The organism is Rhodococcus sp. KRD162, assembly GCF_017168335.1.
Taxonomy (GTDB): domain Bacteria; phylum Actinomycetota; class Actinomycetes; order Mycobacteriales; family Mycobacteriaceae; genus Rhodococcoides.
In genome coordinates this window covers 199,908-225,821 of the sequence record NZ_JABFAU010000002.1, presented here as the reverse complement: position 1 = coordinate 225,821, position 25,914 = coordinate 199,908, and the positions used below count along the sequence as shown (strand labels likewise).

Genomic DNA, 25,914 nt, shown 5'->3' with positions numbered 1-25,914 from the left:
GAACATCGAACAATCGTGACCAATCTGCCACCTGACGGGCGTAACTTCGGTGGTACCGGCATCCGCCGTTATCGGGCTCGTCTCGACGCCAGGAGTGGTCATGATCGTTCTCGGATTGATTCTCGCCATCATCGGATACTTCGCAAGTATCCAGATCTTGTGGGTTCTCGGCATCATTCTCGTGGTCGTCGGGGCCGTATTGGCACTGCTGGGTAGCACCGGACGCGCGATCGGTGGCCGCAAACACTGGTACTGACCCCCTCCGACAGGAATAGAACATACGTTCGATTTTCTGCTAGTCTGATCCGGCCCTCGAAGTTGGCGATGCGGCCAGCGGAGCCACTTCGGGCGGTCCAGAGCGGACTCGGTGGATTCTCGAAGGCGGTCGCGCGTGATGACAGTCGGAGGGGACGAACCGACGGCTGGGTCGCTGTATCGCGTCGGGGACCGATGGGCCGAGAGAGCACCGAGGCGGTGTGGCAACGGTCATCGGCTCGTCGCCGGTTCGGTTCTCGTCGGTTCACGAGCGTGTTCGTGTGAACTGGGGCATCACCGCACGCATCAGTGCCAGTCCTGTGGCGTCGTGATATTCACTCCCGAACTCGGCCCGTCGTGCAGTGATGCGAGCTTCGATTCGCGCGCCGCGCGGGCCCGACCTGCCGTCGTGGACAATCGTGATCATGAACGAGGTCATGAAGAACGGTGAGACTGCGGTCGATCTGGGACGGCTGAGACACGATTTCACGCGATTCATGATGAGTTACAAGTTCGGGATCGACGAGCTGATCACCAAGATCAACATCCTGAAGCAGGAATTCACTCACATTCACCGCTACAGCCCCATCGAACACGTCTCGTCGAGGTTGAAGACGCCCGAGAGCATCATCGACAAGGCCCAGCGCAAGAAGTGCGCGCTGAACCTCGATGCGATCCGGGAGAACATCCTCGACGTCGCAGGGGTCCGCATCACCTGCAGTTTCATCTCCGACACGTACCGCATCGCGGACATGCTCAGCAGTCAGACCGACATTCGGGTCGTCGAGATCAAGGACTACATCGCGAACCCGAAACCCAACGGCTACAAGAGTTTGCACCTGATCGTCGAGATTCCGGTGTTCATGTCCGACGGCGTCCAGCCGGTGCTCGTCGAACTGCAGATCCGAACCATTGCAATGGACTTCTGGGCAAGCTTGGAACACAAGATCTTCTACAAGTACCGCAACCAGATTCCGCCGACTCTGCTGGCCGAACTGACCGAGGCAGCCGAGAGCGCGAACAAGCTCGACGAGAAGATGGAAAGACTGCACGACGAGGTGAAGGAGCTGAACGGCGATGCCGAGAACTCCATCACCCTCGGTTCGATGCCACCGTTGGCTCTACCTCCCGAGTTGCTGCACATGCTGCTCACCGCGCAGGCCGATGCCATCGATCCGGACTGACAGGGCCTCGAGAACGAAGAACCCCGCTGCTCGACGGCTGAGCAGCGGGGTTCTTCGTTTCGCGAAGGACTATCCGATGTGGACCGGAGTGTCCCCGACGGGCAGGTCGTCCTTCTTCGCGCGGACGAGCCCGAGCACGACCGGGCACACCAACGCGACCAGGATCGCAGCGGTGCCGAAGGCCCAGGCGTAGCCCGACACCTCGGCTGCGAAGGCGTGATCGATGGTCGCCAGAACGAACTCTCGGATCGGCTCCGGCAGCGCGGCCAGTACCTCGCCGCTCGGGATCTGCTGGCCGGCGAGGGCCTCGGCTGGAACTCCTGCGGGTGGAGTCGGGGCGGGGTTGTCGGCCAGGTACGACGTCTTGGACGAGGTGTACACCGTGGTGAACACTGCTGCGCCGAGTGCACCGCCGACCTGCAGGGTGGCGTTGATCAGAGCGGATGCGGCACCTGCGTCGTGATCCGGGACGCCGATGAGCGCGACGTTCTGCATCGGCACCATCAACAGGCCCAGGCCGAGGCCGAGCAGCACGACGCCGGGAAGGACGTGTGTCCAGTAGGAGGTGTCGACGCCGATCTGCGTCAGCAGGAGCAGACCGATCGCCGAGACGACGGGTCCGACGGCCATCAGTGGCTTGGGCCCGATCCTCGGAACGAGAGCGGACGCGATCGCGGCAGTGATCAGGATTCCGCCGGTCATCGGCAGTGATGCGACGCCGGCGATCACCGGGCTCATCTCGAGCACGATCTGGAAGTAGAAGGTGAGGTACAACGTGCCGCCCAGCAATGCGGCACCGATCACGGCCGATCCGATGTACGCCGCACCGCGGTCACGATCCAGTAGCACACTCATCGGAAGCAGCGGGTTGTCGGACTTGGTCTCGACGACGACGAACGCGGCGAGCAGAGCCAGGCCGAGCACGATGAAGGAGATGGTGGGTACCGTCGCCCAGCCGTCTTCGGCTTCGGTGAAGCCGTAGACCAGCGACGCCAGTCCGAGTGCTACGAGGATCGCGCCGGGCAGGTCGTAGCGAGTGTCTCCGTGCGCCTTGCTTTCCTTGACCAGCGGAACAGCGGCCGCAATGGCAACGATCGCAACGGGGATGTTGACGAGCAGGCACCAGCGCCAGTTCGCGTATTCGGTGAGTACTCCACCGAGGAGCAAGCCGACGGCTGCGCCGCCTCCGGCAATGGCTCCGAACACACCGAATGCTTTGGCGCGTTCCTTGGTGTCGGTGAACGTGACGGTCAGGATGGCCAGTGCTGCAGGTGCGAGCAGCGCGGCGAAGACTCCTTGGCCTGCGCGTGCGATGAACAGCTGCCACCCCTCTTGGGCGAGTCCGCCGACTGCGGAGGCGACGGCGAAGCCGGCCATGCCGACGATGAACGAGCGCTTGCGTCCCCAGTAGTCGGCGATGCGTCCGCCGAGCAGCAGGAGTGCGCCGAACGACAACGCGTAGGCGGTGATGACCCAGGCGCGGCTGCTGTCACTGATACCCAGGTCCAGCTGAGCCTGCGGCAGCGCAATGTTGACGATGGTGCCGTCCAGCACGATCGTGAGCTGCGTGATGGCGACGATGCAGAGCACCAACCACCTGCGCTCGTAGTTCGGATTCGGATCCGACGCTTCGCGCTCGGAGACCTGCGACATGTTTCTACCCCACTCGTACTCGTTGATTCTCGGGCCCGAAAGATGTCCCGACGAAAACCTAAGCGACGCCGCACCGAGAGTCAAACGAACTAGTTGGTAGGAGGTATGGTGGCCGATATGAAGCCAGACGCCAGCGCAACCCGCGCCCGCATCGTCGTCGCCGCACGCGCAGAGTTCTCCGAGCACGGACTGGCCGGGGCACGGGTGGACCGCATCGCGGTCTCGGCGAAGGCGAGCAAGGAACGCCTGTACGCATACTTCGGAGACAAGGAAGCACTGTTCCGGGCCGTTGTGGAAGACGGATTCGCACGCTTTCTGGAGGCGGTTCCCTTCACCGTCGATGATCTCGGTGAATACGCCGCACGCGAATATCTGCACCTCGCAGCCAATCCCCAGGAACACCGACTGCTGCTGTGGACGCAGCTTCAAGGCGGCACGGCGGTCGCAGGTGCCGACGACATCCATGCGGTGATCGCCGAGCGGCGAAATGTCATGGCAGCCGCGCAGCAGGACGGATTGATATCCGACGCCTTCACCGTCGACGATCTGTTCACCATGATCTTCGGCATCACCTCGTCCTGGATGACAGCTCCCGGTAGCGACTGCGGCCCGATCGACGACGCGGAACACCAGCGTCGGGCATCGATCATCGAGGGCGCGGTACGACGACTTTGCGCTCCGTAGCGTTGTCTATCGTTCTCTAGCGTCAGGTCGAGAGTGGATCTCCAGGCGGAAGCGGGTCGTCACCGCACGCAGCAAGCAAACGCCCGGCCAGAATCCGGACCTGCTCTCGAAGCTCGCCTGGTTCTTCGATGAACAGGTCGCGGCCGAGTCCGGCGAAATACGGGACCACCCAGTCGAGGCGCTCGGCGCGCAGGCGAACGCGGGTCCACGGCTCCGTGTCGACGGACGCGGCCGGCTCCAGCGTCGCCAGGCCGGCGGGAAACTGCGAGCGTAGGTCGTCGATGGTGCCGGCTACGCGGACCGATACCCGATAGCGCCACGGGGTGGCGGCCAGGCTCGCCAGAACGATCGCGCTCGCGTCGAAGTCGCCGGGAACGTTGAACGATCCGGGCAACGCCACAGGGTTGGTGATCCGATCGACACGGAAGGTCCGGACCTCACCGGTAGCCGACTCGTGGCCTGTGACGTACCAGCGTCCGGAGCGGGCGACGATGCCGTAGGGGAGGATCGTGCGCCGGCTGGCTTGCCCGTCCTTGCGGGTGTAGCCGATCTCGACGGGGTGGCGATCGCGGGTGGCCTCGGCGATGACCATCAACACCTTCGGATCGGTGTCACCGACAGTGTCCGCGCTCCTGCTTCCGAGCGGACCGAGGAGCGCCAGGTCCGCGGAGGACAGCAGCGCGTCCAGCCGTGCCGCCGTTCCTCGCGGTAGGACGCGCCGCAACTTGCCGACAGCGCTCTCCACGGTCTCGCTGTCGATCGGCAACCCGCCGCCACGGCTGCCCACGACCAGCCCCAAGAGCAGCGTGAGTGCCTCCTCGTCGGTCAACATCAGCGGTGGCATCCGGTAGCCGCGCGCCAAGCGGTAACCACCGTGCCGCCCGCGGATCGACTCGACCGGCACCTCCATCTCGACCAGCTGCGCGACATAGCGGCGCACGGTCCGCTCGTCGACGCCCAGCCGGGTGGCGAGAGTGGCGACCGACTGAATCCCTCCGGACTGGAGAGACTCCAGGAGGGTCAACACACGAGCAGTCGAGCGGGCCACGTGAACAGATTCCCACGAATACCGGGCGGATTCAGCCCTGTATCGGCCATATCGTCACAGCCATGACCAACTCACATGCCACCGCATTCGTCTCGACCCGCGTCATCACCGACAACCTCGACGCGATGGTCGAGTTCTACGAGAAGCTCACCGGCACCACCGCCGTACGCCCCGCGCCGGTCTTCGCCGAGATCCTCACCCCGACCGCGACCCTCGCGATCGGCAGCACCGCCACGGTGCCGATGTTCGCACCCGGCTCTGCCGAGGCAGCCGCCAACCGGTCGGCGATCTTCGAGTTCCTCGTCGACGACGTCGACGCCGAGTACGCCCGCCTGACCGCCCTGGGCGCGGAGTTCGTCGCCGAGCCGGCACTCATGCCGTGGGGCAACCGGGTCTTCTTCCTTCGTGATCCCGACCAGAACCTCGTTGGCGTGTTCAGCCCGGTGAGCGCGGAGGCGATCGACCGCTTCTCCGGCCGCTACGACCGCTGAGAGCGCGGGGCACACGCCCCGGACCGTCTGCCGAGTCACCGACCCGCCAGAATTGCCGCCTCCCGATCAGCCGGGAGCCCGACGGGCGGCCGATCACCCCTGATGGGCGTCCGCCCGTTCAGCGATTGCAGCCACTTCCACGTGTCCACGACGGTCTCCTGAATCGGACGTGTCCGAAGCCCTGCGGCCGATGCCTTCGAAACGTCGGATGCGTGCAGCGAATCATGATCCGCACCAGGCGGAATCCAGATCGGTAGCTCCGTCCACGGCTGCACGCCCGCAGCGCTGAGAACGTCCGGTTCCACCCAGCACAAGCGAGCCTCGGATTCGGTCGCGGCGATGCAGCACTGCAGCAGTTCGCCCATCGTCGCGTGACCGGGCCGGCTCACCACGTCGTACGCTCCGCCCAGCCCTCGCGCCGCTGCATCGAGACTCCACGCGACGAGATCGCGGACATCGATGTACTGCAGGGCCAGATCGGCGGGACCGGGTGCCAGCACGTCCCCCGCCCGATCGATTCTGTTCAGCCACCAGGGAAGTCGGCCAATATTCTCGTACGGCCCGAGGATCAGCCCCGCCCGCACCAGTAGTGCTCGATCGCCGAATGCCGCGTGGGCGGCCAGCTCACCGCCGAGCTTGCATCGGGCATAGTCCTCGCCCGGCCCCTGCACCGTCGGCCAGGTTTCGCTCGCTCCCGCCGTCGGCGCGTCGTACACCGATCGGCTCGAGACATAGACGTAGCTGCCCACTCGGTCGGCGAGCGAAGCAGCCGAACGCGCCACCACGCCGGGTTCCCAGGACCAGGTATCGAACACGATGTCCCAGCTGCCTTCTCGAATGGAATCCAGCCCATCGGCCGCACGCCGGTCTCCCCGAAGTCGGGTGACACGCGCATCCGATGGTGCCGTTCCACGATTGAGCGCCGTGACGTCCCACTGCAGCGCAAGGGCATGTTCGACGGCAGTGCGCCCGACGAAGTCGCCGCCGCCGAGAACAAGTAGTTTCATGAACCCAGTGTGCCGGTGAACGGGCTGCCATCGCAGCGGATCGACAGTGGTCCGCTCCGCTCACAGCAGCGAGACCCGCTAGCGTTCACTAGCGCCGTATTCGTCACACGCTAGAGAGCCGAATATCTATCTATCTACCGACTCGCTCGATCAGTTTCATTGCATCGGACGGTGCGTAACCTTTGACATCGTTGTCGAAGTACACGTAGACGTCGCGTCCCGTCGACGTCCAGTCCGCGATCTTCTCGGCCCATCGATCCAGGGCGGCGTCTGTGTACCCGCTGGCATACAGCTCCTGATCGCCGTGCAACCTGGCATACATGAAATCGGCTGTCGCAGTCTCGACATAGGGATACTTGCCCGCGGTATCGGCGACAACGAACGCAACATCGTTGCGCCGCAACAACTCCACCGCGTCGTCGGAGGCGAAGCTGGCATGCCTGGCTTCGACACAGTGCCGCAACGGCCTCGGCGAAGCGGCAGGTAACAACACTCGATCCTCCGCCAACTTGTCATCGCGCGATTGCGCCAGAGTCACTGCAGCAGTGACGGTTCGAGGCAGCAGAGCACAGAAGTCCGCCACCTTCTGCGCATCGAACTCGAGGTTCGGCGGCAACTGCCACAGAAACGGCCCCAGCTTGTCGCCCAAGGTCAGCACTCCGGTGGCGAAGAAGTTCGCGAGTGCACTCTCGACACCCACCAGGCGCTTGATGTGCGTGACGTAGCGGCCACCCTTGATGGAGAAAACGAACTCGTCCGGCGTCTCCTCGCGCCACTTGGTGAAGCTCGACGGCTTCTGCATCGCGTAGAACGTCCCGTTGATCTCGATCGACGTCACATGCTCCGAGGCGTACTCGAGCTCCTTGCGGTGCGCCAGGCCCGCCGGATAGAAATCGCCGCGCCACGGCGCGTAGGTCCAGCCGGAAATACCGATCAGAACTCGGGGGCGATGAGGCGCGGGCATGAGCAGACTGTAGACGGCGCGTACCGTCGTTTCCGTGCGATCCGCCCCACGGCACGTCCACGTGCTGACGTACCTGTTCACAGCGGTGTTCGCGTACGGCACGGCCGTGCATCTTGTACAGCTGATCGGCGGCGCAGGGCATCCCTATCCAGGCACACCTGCAGTAATCGCATGGTTTTTCGTCGCCCTCGTCGTACTCGATCCGCTCGCGGCGGTGCTCATCGCGCGACGCAGGCGAATCGGACTACTGCTCGGTACCACGACCCTGATCCTCGATGCGGCAGCCAACGCCGTGGTGAACTACCCACCCCACGATCCGGCCGGCGGTGTGACGGCAGGACGCGTCGGCCAGGCCGTGGTCACTGTTCTGGCACTCCTGCTGGTGACGGTGGCACCACGGTTATGGCGTTGGTATCGGTGATCGTGAAGTCACGGCGAGGTCGAGCTCGACGGGCGACCGAGATAGTGCAGGACCGCCATCACGCGCCGGTGATTGATGTCCGACGGGGGTAGCCCGAGCTTGCCGAAGATGTTTCCCACGTGCTTCTCGATCGCTCGTTCCGAAACGTGCAGCGCCGCAGCGAGAGCAGCGTTCGTCAAACCCTGGGCCATCAGGTCCAGCACCTCCTTTTCGCGGGTCGTCAGCGTGTTCAGAATCGCGCGTCGAGCACTCGACCCGACCCACTGCGCCACCACCTCCGGATCCAGCGCAGTACCACCCGAAGCGACGCGGGTCAGGGCCTCGACGAACTCGGCCACATCGGCCACTCGATCCTTGAGCAGGTAGCCCACCCCGGATGCACTTCCGGACAAAAGCTCGGCCGCATAACGGGTTTCGATCCACTGAGAGAACACCATGACTCCCACGTCCGGATGGCGACGCCGCAGATGTACCGCTGCGACCAGCCCCTCGTCCGTGAAGCTCGGCGGCATTCGCACATCGACGATCGCGACGTCCGGCGACAATTCCTCGACGGCAACCCCGAGCGATTCGGCGTCGCCCACCGAGGCGGCCACCTCGTGACCACGGTCGATCAGCAACTGTGCCAATCCATCTCGAAGAATCACACTGTCTTCGGCAATGACGACCTTCACAATCGACTTCCTTCCGAGGTCATCGGCAGCTGCACCGTCACCACCGTCGGCCCGCCCAGCGGGCTGTCCACACGCAGTGTGCCGTCGACGGATCCGGCTCTGGCCAGCAGACCCGTCAGACCCGTCCCGCCACCGATTTTTGCGCCTCCGATACCGTTGTCTCGCACCGTGATCACCATCGTCGTACCGTCGGCGTGGACGTCGACCCAGATCGACGACGCGCTCGCATGCTTGGCCACGTTGGTCAGCAACTCGGCCACGGTGAAATATGCGATGGTCTCGATACTCTGGCCGGGTCGATACGGTAGCAACACCGACAGTTCCACCGGCACGGTACTGCGCGAGCACAGGGTCTGCAGCGCGGCCTCGACACCCACATCCAGTGCAGGAGGGTGAATACCGCGAACCACCTCACGTAGATCGGCCAACGCCTCCTTCGCTGTGCCGTGTGCCGCCGCCACCAACTCCGACGCGTCCTCCCCCCGTGCGATCTTCTCCTCGGCGCGGCCCAACGCCATCGCCATCGTGACCAATCGCGCCTGCGCACCGTCGTGCAGATCCCGTTCGACCCGGCGCAGCGTGGCCGCGGAATCGTCGACGAACGCCGCGCGTGAGGATTCCAAGTGCTCCACCCTCGCATCGTCCTCGGTAGCTCCGAGTAGCGCACCGATCAGAAATCGTTCCACCGAAGCCAGTGCCCGAACAGGCCACGGCGCAAAGAACAGACCGACAATGCCCACCACCGCCAGCGCCGACATTTGCGGAAGCGTGTCGAAGTAGACCGAGCCGATCTGCATCACCGACTGGTGTGCGACGCCGTCGGAGTCGTAGTTGATCGGCGCAACCACCAGCCACACGACCGGCGACACGACAAGGAATGCAGGAAACGCGACAAAGGTGAGGATCACGAGGGCACTGACCCACGACAGAACCGATTCGATGGCCAGAAAGATCAGCGCACGCCAGCCGGCTCGATCCGACAGGCCCGATCGCACGACACCGAACATCCCACCGGCCCGAAACTGCGGCGGCGGCGGCGGCACCGGGGAGCGCAGCATCGACTCCGACAGCGCCCGATACAGAGCCCCCCAACTACGCCCGCCGACGATCACCAGGGCGAGAAGAGGTATCCCCACCAGGACCACCACCAGGGAAAGACCGGTGACGAACCCGAGGAGGAGGTACATCGCGCCGAGGAACCCCACCATCGAACTGACCATCAGATAGCAGCCCTCGCGCCAGGTTCGCGCCTCGAACGGTGCCCGCAGGATCGCGTTCCACACCTTGTCCTCCGTGTACCCGGTACGTTCGATGAAAGCCATACGTGAAGTTTGTCGGTCCCAGCGCGGCAAATCGATGGTGCCAACCCTTCGATTCGCCGGTGTAGCTGGCACCACCATCGTCATCGGACCATAATCGATTGCTATGCGGTCGGGCGGACGGGCGGTGATGCTGACGCTGGTCGCCGCCGGACTGGCGCTGTTCACGGCCCCGACGCTCGGCCCAGGAACAGCGGACTTCGCTGCCGCGCCGACACCCGTGGCTCCCGTCGTCGAACCGCCGCCGCTGACACTCGACGAACTCTCGGCTCGGGTCGATCCAGCCGTCGTCACCCTCTCCGCGTCGGCCGGCTTCTCCGGAGTCGCCGGCACCGGTTTCGTCGTGGCACCCGACGGAATCGTGCTCACCAACTTCCACGTCGTCGAGCATGCCACCGACATCAGCGCAGTACACATGGGCAACGGACTCATATACGACGCCACCGTGTTGGGTTACGACAAATCCCGCGACGTGGCGGTCGTGCAGTTGATCACCGCGGCCGACCTGCCGGTGGTCGAGCTTGCCCCGGACGCACTTCCCGAGGTGGGTGATGCGGTGACCGCCATCGGGAATGCCTCGGGCGCAGGGGTGCTGGTGCCTGCGCCCGGTGCAGTGACTGCACTCGACCAGCGGGTGCTCACCCGCAGTTCTGTGGACGGCTCGCGGAACACTCTCGAAGGGATGATTCGGGTCGATGCCGATGTGCGAGCGGGCGATTCGGGTGGCCCACTGTTCGACGCCTGGGGCCGGGTGGTCGGGGTGAACACCGCGGGTCTGTCGGAGGACGCGCGCAACGGCACCGAGTACTCACCGCCACAGGCACCCGAAGCGTATGCCGTTCCCATCGCCGAGGCCGTCGCCGTGCTCGATCAGGTTGTCTCCGGAAGATCGGGTGGCACAGTGCATGTGGGTCCGACGCCGTACTTCGGAGTGTCCGTGCGTGATGTATCGGTCTTCGAGAACAAGCCTGCACTCGGCGCGGCAGTCGTATCGGTCGCCCCTGATTCCCCGGCCCAGACGTTGGGATTGTCGAGCACAGACATCATCGTGAAGTTCGACGGCACCGATGTCCGATCCGCCTCGGACCTGTCGGAAGCACTCATCGGCCGCGTGCCGGGCGAATCGGCCGCCGTCGAATGGGTGGACGACAGCGGCATCAGAAGTTCCGGCACAGTCACTCTGGCGCAAGGAATGCCGTCAGCCTAGGGTCGTTCCGCAGGCTCCACTCCCGCAGCCTGAGGGCTCGCTCAGCCCTCCAGCACCGACAACACGTTCCCTGCCGGATCCGTGAACCAGGCGATCAACGGGCCGCCGTGTCGAAACACTCCCTTCTCATCGGTGCCCATGTCCGGATACTGCTGAAAAACAATTCCTTTCGCGATCAACGCGTCGACTGCGGTCTCGATATCGGCAACCGGAAAGTTCAAGATCGTGTACTGCGCTGGTACATGTCCGGGCCTCGGATAGATCAGCACGATCGCCCCGGTCCCCAGGTGCAATTCCAGCATGCCCATGTCGTTCTCGGTGACCGTCAGTCCGAGCGTCTCGGCGTAGAAGGCGCGCGCCGCCGGGAGATCGTCGACGGCAAATCCGGAGAACGGTGCCCTGGTCAGGTCCATGATTGTCATCGTCGAATTATCGTCCTCTCACACGCAGCACGGGCCGAAATCCGAGTAGCGTGGATCAGGTGACTATTCGCCTCGGTTACCAGATGCCCAACTTCAGCTACGACGGTTCGGTCGCGGAACTCTTTCCCCAGGTCATTGCGCAGGCGCGCGAGGCCGAAGCGGCCGGGTTCGACACCGCGTTCGTGATGGATCACTTCTACCAACTTCCCGGAATCGGCAAGCCCGACGAGCCGATGCTCGAGGCCTACTCTGCCCTGTCCGCTCTCGCCACGGCCACCGACACCATCCAGCTCTCTGCCCTGGTCACCGGCAACACCTACCGGAACCCCGCGATCCTGGCCAAGACCGTCACCACGCTCGACGTCGTCAGCGGCGGTCGCGCGATTCTCGGCATCGGAGCGGGATGGTTCGAGCTCGAACATCAGAGCTTCGGACTCGAGTTCGGCACGTTCACCGACCGATTCGAGCGGCTCGACGAGGCCCTGCAGATCATCGAACCGATGCTGCGCGGCCAGCGCCCCACGTTCGACGGCCTCTGGTACCAGGTCGAGAACGCGATGAACGAGCCGCGCGTCCGTGACGATCTGCCGATCATGCTCGGCGGCGGCGGCGAGAAGAAGACCTTCGGCCTGGCTGCACAGTTCGCCGATCATCTCAACATCATCTGCGATGCAACCGAATTGCCGCGCAAGATCGCTGCCGTCCAGGCACGTTGCGAGGAGGTCGACCGCGACCCGAAGGACCTCGAGACCAGTTTCCTCGCCTTCGTCATCATCGACGAGGACGGCGACAAGGCCAAGGAACTGCAGCGCGAGTTCGTGCTGAAGCAGGGTCTCGATCTGGCGAACCTCTCGGACGAGGATGCGGCGAAAGCAACCGATCGCCATTTCTGCGGAACGCCCGATGACGTCGCCGAGCAGGTCCAGCGGCGCGTCCTCGATCGGGGCGTCGACGGCATCATCATCAACCTCGTCGCCAACGGACATCAGCCCGGTGTGGTCGAACTCGCAGGTAAGGCACTGAAGCCGCTCGTCTAGATTTTTTCTCCAGCAGTAGCCGCGGGGGCGCGAGCGGTGGCATAGTTCCCCCGTGGCTCAGCTGAGGATGAACGGGCACCGCGTCTTGGTCGCAGACCTGACCGGAGATTCCCTGCGCGCGCTGTCGGGTTCGATGGTGGCGTACGAGGGCGACGTGACCTTCAAGAACGCAGGGGTGGGTGGGGGCGGCGGTTTTCGTGCCGCACTCAAGCAGAAGGTGACCGGCGAATCACTGTCGCTGATGGACGTGTCCGGTAAGGGCACTGTCTACTTCGCCGTCGACGCCCAGGACATCACTCTCGTCGAGGTGCAGGGCGACAACCTCCACGTCGAGTCCTCTCAGCTGCTCGCTCTCGCAGGCCAACTGCGCACCGATATCAAATTCTCCGGCCTACGCGGTGCAACCTCGGGCCAGGGCTTGTTCACTACCGTGGTCGGCGGATCGGGCACGGTGGCGCTGCTGTCCAAAGGTGGGCCCCTCATCGCCCTCGCCGTCGATCCGCAGTACCCCCTTGTCGTCGATCCCGACGCATTCGTCGCCCACCGCGGACAGCTCAACCAGAGTTTCGTCACCGATGTCACGTGGCGTTCGGCCATCGGCGGCGGCAGCGGCGAGGCGTTCTCCCTCCGCTTCGACGGCCAGGGCGTCGTCTACATCCAACCCGAGGAGCGCTGACGTGCCGCTCGAACTCGTCAACAGCAAAGTCGTCAAATCCGTTCTGGCACCGCATCAGAACGTGCTGGCACGTCGTGGATCGATGCTGTATTACACCGGCGACGTCCGGTTCGTTCCGCAGTCGATGGGCGGAAGCGCCGGGGCCATGCCGGGTGTGGGCGGCGTTGCCGGGATGGCCGGACGAATGATGGCAGGCGAACACGTCGCCATGATGGCAGCCGAGGGGCAGGGCGAGGTCTTCTACGGGCACGCCGGCCTGTATGTCGAGGTGATCGAACTCGACGGTTCCTCGATGCTCACCGTCGAAGCCGACCGCCTGTTGGTGCACGACGGGTACCTGCAGAGTTCCATCGTGGCGCTGACCTCTCAGGGCGGAGTCCGCGGAGCGGTGCGTGGCGCGATGACGGGCCAAGGCTTGTTCACCACCCAGCTCACCGGGCAGGGCAGCGTCGCCGTTCTCTCGCACGGGGGAGCGATTGCGTTGCAAGTGGGCCCCGATCACCCTCAGGTGGTGGTGGATCCGCAGGCGTACGTCTGCCATATCGGCAACATCGCCGTCGAGATCTCCGCCAACGTCGGATGGCGGGACGCCGTCGGCAGAGGCAGCGGCGAGGCAATCCAGTTGAAGATGACCGGCATGGGCACGGTGTGGGTCCAGGCGTCCGAGCAGAAGTTCTGAGGAGCAGCGATGAGCCTGGACATTCATACCCCGTACACCCTGCCTGCCGACGAGAACGTCCCCGGCAACGGCTACGCGTTCTGCGTCGAACTGTCCGGCCAGCCGTGGTTCACCTCGAAGGGCGCGATGATCGCGTACTACGGCAATGTTCGCTTCGAGCCGCTCGGGCAGACATCCATGCCTGCCATCGTGGCGGCGCGGTTCTCGTCACCGCTGTATTCCAACGACTGGGTGCTCGCGCAGGGACAGGGAAAGCTGATTCTGGGCGACCGCGGATTCAACATCAACAGCTACGACCTCGACGACGGCAACCTCACCATCCGGGCCGCGAACCTTCTTGCGTTCGAGCCGACTCTGGATCTCAAGCAGTCCATCGTGCCGGGATTCCTGACTCTGCTCGGCACCGGAAAGTTCCTGGCGTCATCCAACGGCCCCGTGATGTTCGCCGAGCCGCCGCTTCGTATCGATCCGGAAGCCCTTGTGGGATGGGCAGATTGCCCCTCACCGTCCCATCACTTCGATGCAGACTGGATGCAGAACTTCCTCGGTGCGGCGCGCGGATTTCTCGGGGCGAACAGCGGCGAGGAGCGGCAGTTCGATTTCACCGGCGCCGGCACGGTGCTGATCCAGTCGAGCGAAAAGGTGCTCAACGATTCGCACCTGTTGCGCTACATAGAATCCCAGACGGTCTCGCTCGGACAGAACTCACTGCGGGCACTGCACACCACCATCGGCTCACGCCTACAGCAGTAGCCCTGCTCGCAGTGCCTCCACGACGCATTCGCGATTATCGGCCATCATGACGTGCCCGGCATCGGCGATGCATGCGAAATGCACTCCGGCCGAGGCCAATCGGTGCTCCTGACTCGGCGCGCCGGTGCGCTCCCCGTAGACGAACGATCGCGGTACGGTCAGCGACTCCAGCATGGACTGCACCGTCGGCTCCGGCCCGACGCACAGTCCGACGGCGGTGCGATGCAGCGCAACGGGGTCGGTGATGCGCAGCGTGGACGCCCACTCGGGATCGGCGTCGGCGATGAGCGCGGCGAGTCCGGATTGGACGAACCGGGCCTCGGACTGCCGGGCGATGTCGACACTCGCAGTACCGTCCCACGGCAGCAGATTGGGTTCGAGCACGATCAGCCGTCCCACCAAATCAGGTCGACGGTATGCGAGCACGACGGCGATCGAACCACCCAAGCTGTGGCCGACCAGATCGACGGAGGTCAAGTGCTGTCGATCGAGTAGGTCTGCCACGGCAGCGGCATGGTCGTCGAGCGAATAGCCGAGATGATGTGGACGGTCGCTGTAACCGCAGCCGAGCAGGTCCGGCAGTACCCGCGTTCGCCCCTCGAACGCGGGGTCGACGGCGAGGGCACCGAATGCCGGGACCCCCGCCGAGCCGAGTCCGTGAAGAAACACCAGGGCCGGGTCGGAGTTGCCCGGCACCACGAACGTGCGAAGCCGCGGCGGCTGTTCGGAGAAAACGCGCATACTGGAGTATCACCTTCAGGAGGTACAGCCATGGCCAACCAAGGACCCTTCGGCTTCGGATCCGACGACTTCGACAAGTTCGCCCGGGAAGCGACCGAGGGCTTACGCGAGGTGGTCGGGTCACTGTTCGCCGCCAACGTCGGGGCACCCAAAGCGCCGCCGGAGCCCGAAACCACAGGTCAGAGGGGTGACGGAGTCTGGGCGATCTACAGCGTCGACGATGCTGGGTCACCGCAGGTCGACCAGCTCTACGCCACCGAACTCGATGCGCTCCGCGCGCACAAGGACAACACCGACCCGCACCGACGCGTCCGCTTCCTGCCCTATGGCGTGAGCGTCAGCGTTCTGGAGGACTGAATCGGGTGCAGCTGCCCGCGCTGAGCGCGGCTGGCTGCACCCGATTTCGCACATGTGCCTGCGGTCAGGCGAGCACTTCCCGCAGAGCGGCCGCGAACTCCTCCGCCCGCTCCCCTGAGAAATCGGCGTGACCGCCCGGAAAGACCACGGCATCCGTGCCCAGCAGCTCGGCGACGGCGTACGCGGAGCGAGCGGCCAGTTCGCCGTCCGAGGGCCCGCCGGAATCCGCGCCGACCGCGACCACCGTTCGGGTCCTCGCAGCTTTCACGGCCTCGACATCGGGTACGAATTCCACGACGCCGCCGCGCATGTTTGCCATCAGCGGGTCCGTGCGATCGCCGTCGTCCTCGGTGGGAAGACCGAATGCCGACGGGTCGGGTACCGGGCGCGCGAGGTACTCCGAGTCGAGTTCGCCCCTGTGCATCACCAGGGCGATGAACTGCGCCATGGCCGGTCCCAGTCCCGAGGAGTCGTAGGTCGATACCATCGCCGAGCACACCGATTCGAGTGCGGCTCGATCCGCAAGCGCGCCTCCCGCAGGGGGTTCGTGGGCAACGAGTACACGAAGATCGTCTGGATAGCGCGCGACCAATTCGAGGGCGTTCACTGCTCCGCCGCTGGAGGCGAACATGTCGACCGGTCCAGAACCCAGTGCCCCCAACAGCGCATGCAGGTCATCCGCGTGCTGGGCTACGGTGACCGCCGCCGTCGGATCGTCCCGCGTGCTGCGGCCGGTGTTGCGCGGGTCGTAGGTGACCACCGTCCGATCCGGGAAGTGCGCGGCAAGGGTGGCGAAGCCGCCTGCGTCCATCGGTGACCCGATCAACAACAGCGGTATCGAGCCGGCCGTCAGCTCACCGTGGATGTCGTAGGTGATGGATGCGCCGGGAACATTCTTCGTGAAGGTGCTCATGCAGGTACCGACTACTCACGCACCGGAATCTCACCGGCACCTGGACGCCTCTCGGCAGTACTCGTCACGCGAGAAATGCCTCGACCGCATCGGCTGCCGGTTCGACGCCCCCGTGCGCTCGCACCTCGGCGCTGACCGCCGTTGCGCGCGGAGTCGATTCACGAGCGGCTGCGACGGCCTCGAGGAGCCTGTCCGCAGTCACGTTCTCGAAGTCCAGATGAACGCCGACCCCGAGTTCGGCGAGCATCGCGGCGTTGCCGAATTGATCGACTGCTTGCGGCACCGCCACGGTCGGCACGCCGAACCACAGGGCCTCGACGGCGCTGCCCATCCCGGCGTGGGTGATGAAGACCTCGGCAGAGGCCAGCACGGTGAGCTGCGGAACATGTTCGTGTACTTCGATATTCGCGGGTAGCTCACCGAGCACTGCCGGGTCGACGCGTGCACCGATGGACATCACCACATGCCAGTCGGTATCGCCGAAGGTCTCGATACAGAGCCGGTAGAACTCGGGGCGATCGTTGTATCCGGTACCGAGCGAGATATACAGATTCGACGCATCGGGGGCGGTCCAACTGCGGTCGTTCAGACGTACGGGGTCCAGGCACGGTCCGACGAACTGTACGGAGTCGGCCACTCGATCGGCATTCGGTTGCATCTGCCGAGGAATCAGCGAAAGGCAGTGCGCCGGATACGTGATCCACTCCCACGGATCGGCGTCGATGTCGTTGTTTCGCAACCAGGTTGCGTAGGCCTGCCGGTACGCGACGCCGGTGGGTGACTGTCGAATGGCCGTCATCGCATCACCGAGATCCTCGGCGTATCCGTCCCAGGCCACGTATGTCGGCGAGAGTTGCACGGCAGGCACCCCGTAACGCACACCGAGGACGGGTGCGGTCATACCACCGATGTCGTACAGGAACAGGTCCGGCTGGTCATCGTCGTAGAACGCGGTGAGCCGCGGAAACGACCGGATCGCCTCGTCGAGGAACACGTGCATCGCCGCGGCCGGATCGTCCGGCCACGAAGCCTCGCCGTCCGGCAGCATCGACTCGAACGAGACCACCTCCACCCCTGCGGGTTCCACCAGATGCGACATCGATTTCCCGACTGCGTAGGTGACGCGATGCCCTCTGCGCACCAACTCGGCGATCACGGCCAGTGATGGGTAGATGTGGCTGGGAGCCGTCGTTCCGATCATGGCGATGTGCATGGACCCACCGTATGACGGACGCTCCGCGCTCGGCTAGCGGATTTCGTTTGCTATCAGATCGAGCAGGCCGGGAAAGCGTTGCTCGAGTTCCTGGCGTCGCAGCCTGACCTTACGACTGTTGCCGCGATCGACCTGAAACACCAGGCCCGACTCTCGTAGCACTCGAAAGTGATGCGTCAGAGTTGATTTGGTGACGCCGAGCTCGAACGACATGCAGGTCCGTTCGGCACCGTCGTCCTCGCCGACCAGCTCGGTGACCACTTTTCGGCGCAGTGGATCGGCCAGGGCAGACATCACCGCACCGAGTTGCATTTCCGCGGGCTCGGGATGCCCGTGCTCGTCCGCCATGTGTTTCTCCCAACAATAGGTACGACTTGCATCGTACCTCTGAATCTGTTTTAGTACGAAAATCATCGTACCTACTGTGTGCAGGGGGATTCATGAGGGCAGTACTACCGGTCGTACTCGCAGCGCAGTTCGTGGTGCCGATGTCCATCTCGGGCACCGCCATCGCGCTCCCGGTGATCGCGGCGGACCTCGGCTCGGATCCAGCGCCGCTGCAGTGGGTCGTCAACGGCTTCAATCTCGCGTTCGCCCTGTTCACCGTCGTCTGGGGTGCAATATCCGATCGCATCGGGCACCGCGCGTCATTCCGCAGCGGTGTAGTGCTCGCCGCCGCAGCCAGCGTGATCAGCGCGTCCGCGCCGTCGCTGATGTGGCTCGACGCGGCACGGGTGTTCGCAGGCATCGGCGCCGCTGCGGTCCTGGTGGGTTCCACCTCGATTCTGTCGCTGCATTTTCAGGGGACCAAACGGGCCACGGCATTCGCCCTGTTCGGCACCGTGAACGGTCTCGGGTTGGCGCTCGGGCCCACGATCTCCGGGTTGCTCGTCGCAGCATTCGATTGGCGCGGAGTATTCGCCGCGCATGCACTCGTCCTGGCCCTCGCGGCCATCGGCACTGCGGCCCTGCCTGTCCTCCGGGCAGAATCCACCTCCGACCGCCTCCTGGATTTCACGCTGCTACGCAACCGCCGATTCCTCGCGCTGTGCCTGGTCCCGGTCGCCGGAGCCCTCGGATTCGTCACACTGCTCACCTACCTGCCCGCAGCCCTCAGCGGCGTTGCGTCTCTGAGTCCCGGACGAGCCGGACTGTTCATGCTGGCGATGACCATCCCGGTTCTGCTCGCCCCGCTCACTGTCGCTCGACTGAGCAGGAGGTTCGACGCCCTGACCCCCGACCGCGTCATCCTCACGAGCCTCGGCTGCCTCGTACTCGGCAACCTCGGCATGCTGTTCCTGCAGCCCGGGGTCCCATTGGCTGCTCTGGTGATCCCGATGATTCTGGTGGGGCTCGGGTTCGGGCTCCCCATCGGTTTGGTCGACGGCCAGGCGCTTGCCGCGGTGCCTGCGCACAGCAACGGCACCGCCGCCGGGGTGCTCAACCTGTTCCGCATCGGCAGCGAGGCCGCGGCAGTCGCTGGTTATGCCTGGCTACTGACTCTCCTGGTCCGGCGTCAGGTTCCGGACGGAGCCGCCGCAGACGCCGCCGCGTCCGGCCAACCTGGATTCGCCGACGCCTATGCCCACGCTTTCTCCGAGGTCATCGCCCTCGTGGCCGTGTCCGTCGCCGTCACCGCTGCCGTCATCATCGTGCTTTCCCGGACGGCACGATCCAACGTATCGTCTGCGAATGCCCTTTCTGCAACAGGTGACCCTCGCTGACGATCTCGTGACCCTCGAGCCGCTGAGCCACGACCATCTCGAAGGACTGTGCGACGCCGCCCGCGATGGCGAGCTGTGGAACCTCTGGTACACCAGCGTGCCGAAACCCGAGGACATGGCGGCCGAGATCGATCGACGGCTCGGCCTGCTCGAGGCAGGCACCATGCTTCCGTTCACTCTGCGCCGCAACGACACCGGCCAGATCATCGGCGCGACGACGTTCTGCAACGTGGATCCGAACAACCGGCGCGTCGAGATCGGCTACACCTTCAATGCCCGTTCCGCGCACGGAACCGGCACCAACGCCGCGAGCAAACTGCTCCTGCTGACGCATGCCTTCGAAACGCTCGGCTGCATCGCCGTCGAGTTCCGCACCCACTGGATGAACCTGCAGTCGCGGACGGCCATCGCAAAGCTCGGGGCCAAGCAGGACGGCATTCTGCGCAATCATCAACGGATGCCCGACGGTTCACTGCGCGACACCGTGGTGTTCTCGATCATCGAATCCGAATGGCCCGCCGTCCGCAACGAGCTCCGCAGGCGTACCGCACGGTAGGTTGACCCCATGCGTGTGGATGGGCGGGACATTCCCGTAGCGGGAAACCTGCTTCAACCGCTGGTCCGAAGAACCAGCGACATCGTCCGGGTCGTAGCGGCATCGGTACTGCTGGGCGTGGTCATTGCCGGTTCGCTGATCACCAGGAATCAGTGGGATGCGCTCGAGCAATCGGTGTCGAACATCGTCGGCGTGCTCAGCCCCGACCAGTCCAATGCCGTGTACATCGTCTACGGCGTCGCCATCCTCGCGTTGCCCTTCGGAGTACTGATCGGACTCGTCGCCGGCCGCAAATGGAAGCTGCTTGCAGGCTACGCGGCAGCAGCGTTGCTGGCGGCCTTGGCGCTCTCGATCACCGGCACCGGAATCTCCACTCCCACCTGGGACCTCGACGTTCCCGAACGACTCGACACTTTCCTGTCGCAATTCCTCGACGACTCGCGATGGATCGCCATGTTGGCCGCGGCGCTGACGGTGTCCGGCCCCGGCCTGCCCGCGCGGTGGCGTCGGGCATGGTGGACGCTGTTGCTCGCGTTCGTACCGATCCACCTCGTCGTCTCCACCGTCGTCCCGGCCCGCTCAATGCTCGGGCTTGCTGCGGGGTGGCTCGTCGGAGCGGTCATCGTGTTGTTGGTCGGCACGCCTGCGCTCGAAGTTCCATTGGACGCGGCGGTACGCATGTTCCGTGGTCGAGGCGTCACCGTCGCCAGCTTCACCGTCGTCCGGCCGGCGGGCCCGGGCCCGCTGGTGCTCAACGCACACACGCCCGACGGCGACGTGGTGGTCGAGTTGTACGGCCAGAATCAGCGTAGCGGCGGCGCGCTGAGACAGTTCTGGCGCTGGATCACGATGCGCGGCAGCGAGACTGCGCCACTGCACGCATCCATGCGCAGAGCCGTCGAGCATCGTGCGTTGATGGGTCTGGCCATCGAGGGTCTGGGTGCGGCGGGCAGTCATCCCCTGGCAGTCGCGGCACTCGATCGAGGGTGGACCCTGTACGCCCACAGCCCGCCACTGGGCGAGCCGATCGACGCCGAACACGACGACGCCACCCTCAGCGCGCTGTGGACCTCGCTGGCGACGCTGCACGAGAACCGGATCTCCCACGGCGATCTGCGTCGAGACGAGCTCCGAATCCTCGACGGCCGAGCCTTGTTCTGCGGCTATGTCCATGCCGAACTCGGGGCCTCGGATGCCCAGATGCAGTCCGACGTGGCGCAGTTGTTGCTCACCACGGCACACCTTTTCGGCCCCACGCGCGCGGTGGCCACTGCGATCGAGGTGCTCGGTTTCGATGTCGTGATCGCGGCGTCGGGTCGATTGACCAAGTCCGCCATCGAGCCTCGCGTTCGACAATCGGTTCCGGATGCGCGCTCGATCATGAAAGAGGTTCGACTCGAGGTTCTCGATCAGACCGGTGCCGCCAAGATCGAAGCCGAACAGGTCACCCGGTTCAGCCGAAACCAGATCATCTCGCTCGTCCTGCTGATCGGGTTGGTCTACGTTGCCTACCCGTTCATCAGCGCAGTGCCGGCATTCGTCACCGAACTCGGTTCGGCCAATTGGTGGTGGGCACTGCTCGGTCTGGCGGTCTCCGCCCTGACGTACATCGGTGCCGGAGCCGCGTTGTGGGCGTGCGCGTTCGGCAAGGTCAGTTTCTGGAATCTGACGGTCATGCAGGTAGCCAACACTTTTGCGGCCACAACGACTCCAGCGGGTGTCGGCGGTCTCGCGCTGAGCGTGCGATTCCTGCAGAAGGGCGGGTTGGGCACCATTCGTGCGACCGCAGCCGTGGCGTTGCAGCAGTCGGTCCAGGTGATCACGCACGTGAGCCTGTTGATCTTCTTCAGCGTCGTCGCCGGCACCTCCTCCGGATTGTCGAACATGGTGCCGGGCAACACTGTGCTGTATCTGATTGCCGGTGCCGCATTCGGCGTGGTCGGGACGTTCATGTTCGTTCCCAAGCTCCGACGGTGGCTCCGAGTCGCTGTGCGACCGCAGATCAAGGAGGTCCTCACCGAACTCGGAGAGCTCGCCCGAGATCCCAAACGCTTCTCCGTCATCATCCTCGGTTGTGCAGCAACGACATTGGGCGCGGCTCTCGCCCTGTGGGCGAGTATCGAGGCCTTCGGCGGTGGAACCACGTTCGTGACGGTGACCGTCGTGACGATGATCGGTGGCACGTTGGCTTCCGCCGCGCCGACTCCCGGCGGCGTCGGTGCCGTGGAGGCCGCCCTGATCGGTGGTCTCGCCGCATTCGGCCTGCCAGCCTCGATCGCCGTGCCGTCGGTGTTGCTCTACCGGGTCCTGACCTGCTGGTTGCCGGTGTTTCTCGGGTGGCCGACGCTACGCTGGCTGACCCGCAAAGACATGGTCTGAGCGGAGCGTCCATCCGATTCCGACTCCGATCTCGGCGGCACTGGTAGCGTTCGTGGTGGCCGGGGACCTGCCCACGAGAGGTATGCCCATTTCCGATCCGGGGATCGTTCCGGCGGCCAAGGGCCGTACGCGTTACAGACCTGGGCTCGACGCCCCGCACGAGGACGCCGCGGACGATCACACCTTCTTCGCCAATACCACCCGCGAGCGTTGGGTGCGCTACTTCATCGGATGTCTGACACTGCTGTTCGGCCTGTCCGGGGTGTTGATGGCACCGAGCGGCATCTACTACGGCGGTGTGCCCGTCTTCGTTCTGATCGGCTCACTGACGGCGATTCCGGTAGCCATTGCCTGGTTCGTGCGGCCGTGGCCCTCGCCGCCGCTGGCCAACGCCTTCGTACTCTATGCCGACGTCAGCATCGTGGCCATCCTGTTCAGCAGCGTCGACAGCTTCGTCCCACTGACCGGATGCATGATGTTCACGATCGTGGGCGTGTTCACCGTCATCGCCAGCTCCAGCCGAGTGATGTGGACCCACCTGGCCGTATCCGTGGCGACGGTGCTCACGCTCGGTGTCCTTGCGGTGCGGCAGGGAACGAACCCGTGGCTGGTGAGCGCAACCGCAGTCACCGTGGCCACGTTGTATCTCACCCCGCTGATGATGCGAACCTACCTTCGGTACCTGCGCTCTCGGGCATCGGGCGCGGTCATCGATTCGCTGACGGGCCTGTACAACCGGCGCGGATTGCTCGAAGCAATCGACGGCGTCAACGACGCGTACGCCGACACCACAACCGATCGAACCATCGGAGTGACGGTTCTCGACGTCGACCGATTCAAGGACATCAACGACCGCTTCGGTCATCCCACCGGCGACGCGGTGCTGATCGATATCGCCTCGCGGCTCGTCTCGGCCGTTCCGGAGACCTCCGTGGTCTCGCGCCTGAGCGGAGACGAGTTCGTCATCGTGCACATCGGTTCCGCCGAGCAGATCGCATCGAGCGACCACAGGATCCGAGTCGGCCTCGACGAGAGCTACTCGGGGCCGCCTTACACCGCCAGTGTCGGATCTGCCTCCGAGTTTCTCGCCGGGGAACCCGTCACTCCGGCCGTGGTTCGCAAGCTGATCGCGCTGGCAGACATCGAGATGTACCGCAGCAAGTCTCGACTGTCCGAGGACGATGGCAGATCCCGCGGTAGCACCACCGGAACCCGAGCCGACGTGCGAACGCGCATCGAGGGCTTGATCTCGGCAGGCGGACCGGACGTGGTGTTCCAACCCATATGCGACACCGTCACCAGAGAGGTCGTCGGCTACGAGGCACTCTCACGCTTTCCGTTCGGCTACGGCTCACCGACGATGTGGTTCCGCGATGCGACCAATGCCGGAATCGGGCCGCTTCTCGAAGTCGCCGCCATCGACCGTGCACTTGCCGCTTCCGAGTCACTTCCCGCCGGGACCTTTCTCTCCCTCAACGCATCGGCGAACACCATCCGCAGTACCGATCTGCCTACCAAACTTCGCCCGTTCCAGAAGGATCGACAGTTTCACCTCGAGATCACCGAGCACGAGCGGGTCGACGACTATCGTGCGGTCACCCGAAGCATCGAATCCTTGCGCGCGGTAGGCATCTTCATCTCCGTCGACGACGTGGGTGCCGGTTTCGCCGGACTTCGTCAGGTGGTCGAATTGCGGCCCGACACCCTCAAGGTCGATTACGCGCTGGTGCACGGAATCGACACCGACCCGGTCCGCAGGGCCGCTGCCGCGTCGGTGATCGAATTCGCTCACGAGATCGGGTCGAGGGTCATCATGGAGGGCATCGAGACCGAAGCGGAACTGCGTGTGGCCGTAGAACTCGGAGCAGACATGGTGCAGGGCTTCCTCACCGGGCGACCTGGTGCATCCACCCGGACTGGTCATCGCAAGCGCAGAGCGACGTAGAACTCGATTCTGTCCTCCAGACGAGACAGATCTCGCCCGGTCAGTTCCTCGACCCGCTGGATGCGGTAGCGGACGGAGTTGACGTGCATGTGCAGTTGCTCGGCACATCGCGTCCAGGCCCCGTTGGTGTCGAGGTACATCGACAGCGTGGCGATGAGATCGCTGTGGTGCTGTGCGTCGTATTCGGCGAGAGGGGTGAGTAGGCGAGAGGTGAACATGCGTCGAACGTCATCGGGAACGTTTGCCAGAAGTATTGTGAGCGTTGCCAGTTCATCATGGCCGACGACGTTGCAGTCCGCGCCTCGCCCCTCGGCGAGCCTGCGGGCGTAGCGCGCTTCCTCGATCGCGCTTCTGATGTCCGCGGGTGCGGTGGGAGCACTGACTCCGATCGAGGTGCCACTGCCGATCAATCCGGGGGCCAGCGATCTGACCGCGTTCCGAACGGAGTCGGTCTTGTCGGTACGAGCCGGCACCAACGCGATGGCCTCGGTGCCGACCACTCCCAGCGTGATCTCGAGCGGAGCCAACACTTCTCGCAGAAGTGGGCGCAGCTCACCGAGCCGTAGCGTCTCTCCCGAGGTGGCGGCGACGACGGCCGCGTAGTGCGCATCGGTATCGAGTCCGATGACCTGCATCTGTGCCAGTATGTCGTTCGCCGTGGCACCGCCGGCGATCGAGCGGAAGAATTCCTGTGCCAGGATGCCCGATCCGGACACTCGGTCGTCGACTCGACTGCGCTCGACGGCGACGATGGACGCCAGCTGCCCGGCAAGCGACAGTCTCGGTGAATCCCATGTCTGCCAATCGCTTTCGAAAGCCAGGAACCAATCGACGACGCGCGGTGAGGCCTCGCCGTCGACCGGGAAGATCGACACTCGCTGAGCCCTGCAGTACCGCGGCAGGTGCGGCGAGGTCAGGAACTCCCGTCCGATCGCCTCGGTATCGGGCAGATCCTCGGAGCCTGCGAGGACCCGCCCCGAGGAGGAGATCACCCAGCAATTCATGCCCAGATCGGAGCTCACCATCTCCAGCAGCGCCCCCAGACCACCACCGGGGCCTGCGCTCGCCACCAGCCGTCGATGCCGATCCAGCACCAGGCTCAGATCGGACGCTCGCGCCGAGGACAGTTGCCGGACGACACTCTCGGTCACCGTGGCGAAGGCGACGTCGGCGGGAACCCGGAAGAGCGGTAGTCCGTGTTCGCGGCAGGCCTCGATCAGGTCGTCCGGAACCACACCGCCATCGGAGGCCGCGAGCGCCGATATGCCCGCCTTGGACACCGCGTGCACGAAAGTGCTCGAGTCCTCCGGGCCTGTTCGCCACATCAGACCGGTCAAGACCAGTTCTCCCCCACTGAGGTAGCGGCTCGGATCGAGCATGTCGGTGGTCACGACCCATCTGATGGACGGATCGAAATGCTCGGGTGTCACCATCGGCTGCAGTTTCAAGTCGGGAAGATCGGCCAGATCACGTAGTCGCACGGCGCATCGACCTCCTCTTCGTAGGATCCTCCAAAACCTACACTGTGATCGGCGTCATACTTCGTCGTTCCTGTCTCTCGTTCGCGGTGCGCCCGGCGGCTGTACTGGGTGAACACAGAACATGAACAGCG

At 64.6% G+C, this 25,914-nt stretch carries 27 protein-coding genes; 15 read left to right on the top strand and 12 right to left on the bottom strand.

Annotated elements, in window-relative coordinates; translation table 11 throughout:
• The first annotated feature begins 100 nt into the window (after positions 1–100).
• Both J1M87_RS02205 and J1M87_RS02200 read left to right on the top strand, forming a co-directional pair.
• Positions 101–256 (top strand): DUF6131 family protein, encoded by a 156-nt coding sequence (locus J1M87_RS02205; protein ID WP_206487274.1) that lies wholly within the window; start codon positions 101–103, stop codon positions 254–256.
• A gap of 424 nt (positions 257–680) precedes the next feature.
• Complete coding sequence (locus J1M87_RS02200; protein ID WP_241256239.1) at positions 681–1,439, top strand: GTP pyrophosphokinase family protein; 759 nt, start codon at positions 681–683, stop codon at positions 1,437–1,439.
• A 69-nt stretch (positions 1,440–1,508) separates the two neighbouring features.
• Here the strand turns inward: J1M87_RS02200 and J1M87_RS02195 are convergent, their stop codons facing one another.
• Positions 1,509–3,092 (bottom strand): MFS transporter, encoded by a 1,584-nt coding sequence (locus J1M87_RS02195; RefSeq protein ID WP_206487272.1) that lies wholly within the window; start codon positions 3,090–3,092, stop codon positions 1,509–1,511.
• Positions 3,093–3,209: 117 nt separating this feature from the next.
• Between J1M87_RS02195 and J1M87_RS02190 the strand changes: the two genes are divergently transcribed.
• Entirely contained in the window at positions 3,210–3,776 is a 567-nt protein-coding gene (locus J1M87_RS02190; RefSeq protein ID WP_206487270.1) for a TetR family transcriptional regulator, read from the top strand.
• A gap of 22 nt (positions 3,777–3,798) precedes the next feature.
• On the opposite strand, the gene J1M87_RS02185 is transcribed toward J1M87_RS02190, so the two are convergent.
• On the bottom strand, positions 3,799–4,824 hold the full coding sequence (locus J1M87_RS02185) for a YafY family protein (protein WP_206487268.1): 1,026 nt from the start codon (positions 4,822–4,824) through the stop codon (positions 3,799–3,801).
• Between the two features lie 62 nt (positions 4,825–4,886).
• Here J1M87_RS02185 and J1M87_RS02180 point away from each other — a divergent pair, with 62 nt between their 5' ends.
• On the top strand, positions 4,887–5,315 hold the full coding sequence (locus tag J1M87_RS02180; RefSeq protein ID WP_206487266.1) for a VOC family protein: 429 nt from the start codon (positions 4,887–4,889) through the stop codon (positions 5,313–5,315).
• Between the two features lie 35 nt (positions 5,316–5,350).
• On the opposite strand, the gene J1M87_RS02175 is transcribed toward J1M87_RS02180, so the two are convergent.
• Together J1M87_RS02175 and J1M87_RS02170 are read right to left on the bottom strand one after the other, a co-directional pair.
• Entirely contained in the window at positions 5,351–6,322 is a 972-nt protein-coding gene (locus J1M87_RS02175) for an NAD-dependent epimerase/dehydratase family protein (protein ID WP_206487261.1), read from the bottom strand.
• A 130-nt stretch (positions 6,323–6,452) separates the two neighbouring features.
• Positions 6,453–7,286: a DUF72 domain-containing protein gene (locus J1M87_RS02170; protein WP_206487256.1), complete on the bottom strand. Its 834-nt coding sequence runs from the start codon at positions 7,284–7,286 to the stop codon at positions 6,453–6,455.
• A 34-nt stretch (positions 7,287–7,320) separates the two neighbouring features.
• On the opposite strand from J1M87_RS02170, the gene J1M87_RS02165 reads away from it, so the two are divergent.
• Complete coding sequence (locus J1M87_RS02165; protein ID WP_206487254.1) at positions 7,321–7,707, top strand: hypothetical protein; 387 nt, start codon at positions 7,321–7,323, stop codon at positions 7,705–7,707.
• Positions 7,708–7,715: 8 nt separating this feature from the next.
• On the opposite strand, the gene J1M87_RS02160 is transcribed toward J1M87_RS02165, so the two are convergent.
• Together J1M87_RS02160 and J1M87_RS02155 are read right to left on the bottom strand one after the other, a co-directional pair.
• Positions 7,716–8,381 carry a response regulator transcription factor gene (locus tag J1M87_RS02160; protein ID WP_206487252.1) on the bottom strand — a complete coding sequence of 222 codons (666 nt, stop codon included), beginning with the start codon at positions 8,379–8,381 and terminating at the stop codon, positions 7,716–7,718.
• The gene (locus J1M87_RS02155) at positions 8,378–9,703 is read right to left on the bottom strand and encodes a sensor histidine kinase (protein ID WP_241256238.1); all 1,326 of its coding nucleotides are present in this window, start codon (positions 9,701–9,703) and stop codon (positions 8,378–8,380) included. The genes J1M87_RS02160 and J1M87_RS02155 overlap by 4 nt, the downstream gene beginning before the upstream one ends.
• A gap of 103 nt (positions 9,704–9,806) precedes the next feature.
• Between J1M87_RS02155 and J1M87_RS02150 the strand changes: the two genes are divergently transcribed.
• Positions 9,807–10,907, top strand: a complete 1,101-nt coding sequence (locus J1M87_RS02150) for a S1C family serine protease (RefSeq protein WP_206487250.1) — start codon at positions 9,807–9,809, stop codon at positions 10,905–10,907.
• 41 nt (positions 10,908–10,948) lie between these two features.
• On the opposite strand, the gene J1M87_RS02145 is transcribed toward J1M87_RS02150, so the two are convergent.
• Positions 10,949–11,329, bottom strand: a complete 381-nt coding sequence (locus J1M87_RS02145; protein ID WP_206487248.1) for a VOC family protein — start codon at positions 11,327–11,329, stop codon at positions 10,949–10,951.
• A 59-nt stretch (positions 11,330–11,388) separates the two neighbouring features.
• Here J1M87_RS02145 and J1M87_RS02140 point away from each other — a divergent pair, with 59 nt between their 5' ends.
• From J1M87_RS02140 to J1M87_RS02125, 4 genes are all read left to right on the top strand, one after another.
• On the top strand, positions 11,389–12,366 hold the full coding sequence (locus tag J1M87_RS02140) for an LLM class F420-dependent oxidoreductase (protein WP_206487246.1): 978 nt from the start codon (positions 11,389–11,391) through the stop codon (positions 12,364–12,366).
• Positions 12,367–12,433: 67 nt separating this feature from the next.
• Positions 12,434–13,042 (top strand): AIM24 family protein, encoded by a 609-nt coding sequence (locus J1M87_RS02135; protein ID WP_206487458.1) that lies wholly within the window; start codon positions 12,434–12,436, stop codon positions 13,040–13,042.
• Position 13,043: 1 nt separating this feature from the next.
• Complete coding sequence (locus J1M87_RS02130) at positions 13,044–13,721, top strand: AIM24 family protein (protein WP_206487244.1); 678 nt, start codon at positions 13,044–13,046, stop codon at positions 13,719–13,721.
• 9 nt (positions 13,722–13,730) lie between these two features.
• The gene (locus J1M87_RS02125) at positions 13,731–14,474 is read left to right on the top strand and encodes an AIM24 family protein (protein WP_206487242.1); all 744 of its coding nucleotides are present in this window, start codon (positions 13,731–13,733) and stop codon (positions 14,472–14,474) included.
• Here J1M87_RS02125 and J1M87_RS02120 read toward each other — a convergent pair.
• Positions 14,463–15,215, bottom strand: a complete 753-nt coding sequence (locus J1M87_RS02120; protein WP_206487240.1) for an alpha/beta fold hydrolase — start codon at positions 15,213–15,215, stop codon at positions 14,463–14,465. The two genes, J1M87_RS02125 and J1M87_RS02120, sit on opposite strands and share 12 nt — an antisense overlap.
• 30 nt (positions 15,216–15,245) lie before the next feature.
• Between J1M87_RS02120 and J1M87_RS02115 the strand changes: the two genes are divergently transcribed.
• The gene (locus J1M87_RS02115) at positions 15,246–15,572 is read left to right on the top strand and encodes a hypothetical protein (RefSeq protein ID WP_206487238.1); all 327 of its coding nucleotides are present in this window, start codon (positions 15,246–15,248) and stop codon (positions 15,570–15,572) included.
• 64 nt (positions 15,573–15,636) lie between these two features.
• Here the strand turns inward: J1M87_RS02115 and J1M87_RS02110 are convergent, their stop codons facing one another.
• The 3 genes from J1M87_RS02110 to J1M87_RS02100 form a co-directional block, all read right to left on the bottom strand.
• Complete coding sequence (locus J1M87_RS02110; protein WP_206487236.1) at positions 15,637–16,485, bottom strand: alpha/beta fold hydrolase; 849 nt, start codon at positions 16,483–16,485, stop codon at positions 15,637–15,639.
• Between the two features lie 64 nt (positions 16,486–16,549).
• Entirely contained in the window at positions 16,550–17,698 is a 1,149-nt protein-coding gene (locus J1M87_RS02105; protein WP_206487234.1) for a macrolide family glycosyltransferase, read from the bottom strand.
• Positions 17,699–17,731: 33 nt separating this feature from the next.
• Positions 17,732–18,046: a helix-turn-helix transcriptional regulator gene (locus J1M87_RS02100; protein ID WP_206487232.1), complete on the bottom strand. Its 315-nt coding sequence runs from the start codon at positions 18,044–18,046 to the stop codon at positions 17,732–17,734.
• A gap of 92 nt (positions 18,047–18,138) precedes the next feature.
• Between J1M87_RS02100 and J1M87_RS02095 the strand changes: the two genes are divergently transcribed.
• From J1M87_RS02095 to J1M87_RS02080, 4 genes are all read left to right on the top strand, one after another.
• Positions 18,139–19,422, top strand: coding sequence for an MFS transporter (locus J1M87_RS02095; RefSeq protein WP_206487230.1), 1,284 nt, complete (start codon positions 18,139–18,141; stop codon positions 19,420–19,422).
• Entirely contained in the window at positions 19,391–19,978 is a 588-nt protein-coding gene (locus J1M87_RS02090) for a GNAT family N-acetyltransferase (RefSeq protein WP_206487228.1), read from the top strand. The genes J1M87_RS02095 and J1M87_RS02090 overlap by 32 nt, the downstream gene beginning before the upstream one ends.
• Positions 19,979–19,987: 9 nt before the next feature.
• Positions 19,988–22,357 (top strand): lysylphosphatidylglycerol synthase transmembrane domain-containing protein, encoded by a 2,370-nt coding sequence (locus J1M87_RS02085; protein WP_206487226.1) that lies wholly within the window; start codon positions 19,988–19,990, stop codon positions 22,355–22,357.
• Positions 22,358–22,439: 82 nt separating this feature from the next.
• Entirely contained in the window at positions 22,440–24,302 is a 1,863-nt protein-coding gene (locus J1M87_RS02080) for a bifunctional diguanylate cyclase/phosphodiesterase (RefSeq protein WP_241256237.1), read from the top strand.
• Here the strand turns inward: J1M87_RS02080 and J1M87_RS02075 are convergent.
• Positions 24,278–25,783: a PucR family transcriptional regulator ligand-binding domain-containing protein gene (locus J1M87_RS02075; RefSeq protein ID WP_307830711.1), complete on the bottom strand. Its 1,506-nt coding sequence runs from the start codon at positions 25,781–25,783 to the stop codon at positions 24,278–24,280. The two genes, J1M87_RS02080 and J1M87_RS02075, sit on opposite strands and share 25 nt — an antisense overlap.
• Positions 25,784–25,914 lie beyond the last annotated feature (131 nt).

Coding starts and splice junctions, on each gene's coding strand:
- J1M87_RS02205 (WP_206487274.1), top strand. CDS start 101: ATGATCGTTCTCGGATTGATTCTCGCCATCATCGGATACTTCGCAAGT.
- J1M87_RS02200 (WP_241256239.1), top strand. CDS start 681: ATGAACGAGGTCATGAAGAACGGTGAGACTGCGGTCGATCTGGGACGG.
- J1M87_RS02195 (WP_206487272.1), bottom strand. CDS start 3,092: ATGTCGCAGGTCTCCGAGCGCGAAGCGTCGGATCCGAATCCGAACTAC.
- J1M87_RS02190 (WP_206487270.1), top strand. CDS start 3,210: ATGAAGCCAGACGCCAGCGCAACCCGCGCCCGCATCGTCGTCGCCGCA.
- J1M87_RS02180 (WP_206487266.1), top strand. CDS start 4,887: ATGACCAACTCACATGCCACCGCATTCGTCTCGACCCGCGTCATCACC.
- J1M87_RS02175 (WP_206487261.1), bottom strand. CDS start 6,322: ATGAAACTACTTGTTCTCGGCGGCGGCGACTTCGTCGGGCGCACTGCC.
- J1M87_RS02170 (WP_206487256.1), bottom strand. CDS start 7,286: ATGCCCGCGCCTCATCGCCCCCGAGTTCTGATCGGTATTTCCGGCTGG.
- J1M87_RS02155 (WP_241256238.1), bottom strand. CDS start 9,703: ATGGCTTTCATCGAACGTACCGGGTACACGGAGGACAAGGTGTGGAAC.
- J1M87_RS02150 (WP_206487250.1), top strand. CDS start 9,807: ATGCGGTCGGGCGGACGGGCGGTGATGCTGACGCTGGTCGCCGCCGGA.
- J1M87_RS02145 (WP_206487248.1), bottom strand. CDS start 11,329: ATGACAATCATGGACCTGACCAGGGCACCGTTCTCCGGATTTGCCGTC.
- J1M87_RS02135 (WP_206487458.1), top strand. CDS start 12,434: ATGAACGGGCACCGCGTCTTGGTCGCAGACCTGACCGGAGATTCCCTG.
- J1M87_RS02125 (WP_206487242.1), top strand. CDS start 13,731: ATGAGCCTGGACATTCATACCCCGTACACCCTGCCTGCCGACGAGAAC.
- J1M87_RS02120 (WP_206487240.1), bottom strand. CDS start 15,215: ATGCGCGTTTTCTCCGAACAGCCGCCGCGGCTTCGCACGTTCGTGGTG.
- J1M87_RS02115 (WP_206487238.1), top strand. CDS start 15,246: ATGGCCAACCAAGGACCCTTCGGCTTCGGATCCGACGACTTCGACAAG.
- J1M87_RS02110 (WP_206487236.1), bottom strand. CDS start 16,485: ATGAGCACCTTCACGAAGAATGTTCCCGGCGCATCCATCACCTACGAC.
- J1M87_RS02105 (WP_206487234.1), bottom strand. CDS start 17,698: ATGCACATCGCCATGATCGGAACGACGGCTCCCAGCCACATCTACCCA.
- J1M87_RS02100 (WP_206487232.1), bottom strand. CDS start 18,046: ATGGCGGACGAGCACGGGCATCCCGAGCCCGCGGAAATGCAACTCGGT.
- J1M87_RS02095 (WP_206487230.1), top strand. CDS start 18,139: ATGAGGGCAGTACTACCGGTCGTACTCGCAGCGCAGTTCGTGGTGCCG.
- J1M87_RS02090 (WP_206487228.1), top strand. CDS start 19,391: ATGCCCTTTCTGCAACAGGTGACCCTCGCTGACGATCTCGTGACCCTC.
- J1M87_RS02085 (WP_206487226.1), top strand. CDS start 19,988: ATGCGTGTGGATGGGCGGGACATTCCCGTAGCGGGAAACCTGCTTCAA.
- J1M87_RS02080 (WP_241256237.1), top strand. CDS start 22,440: ATGCCCATTTCCGATCCGGGGATCGTTCCGGCGGCCAAGGGCCGTACG.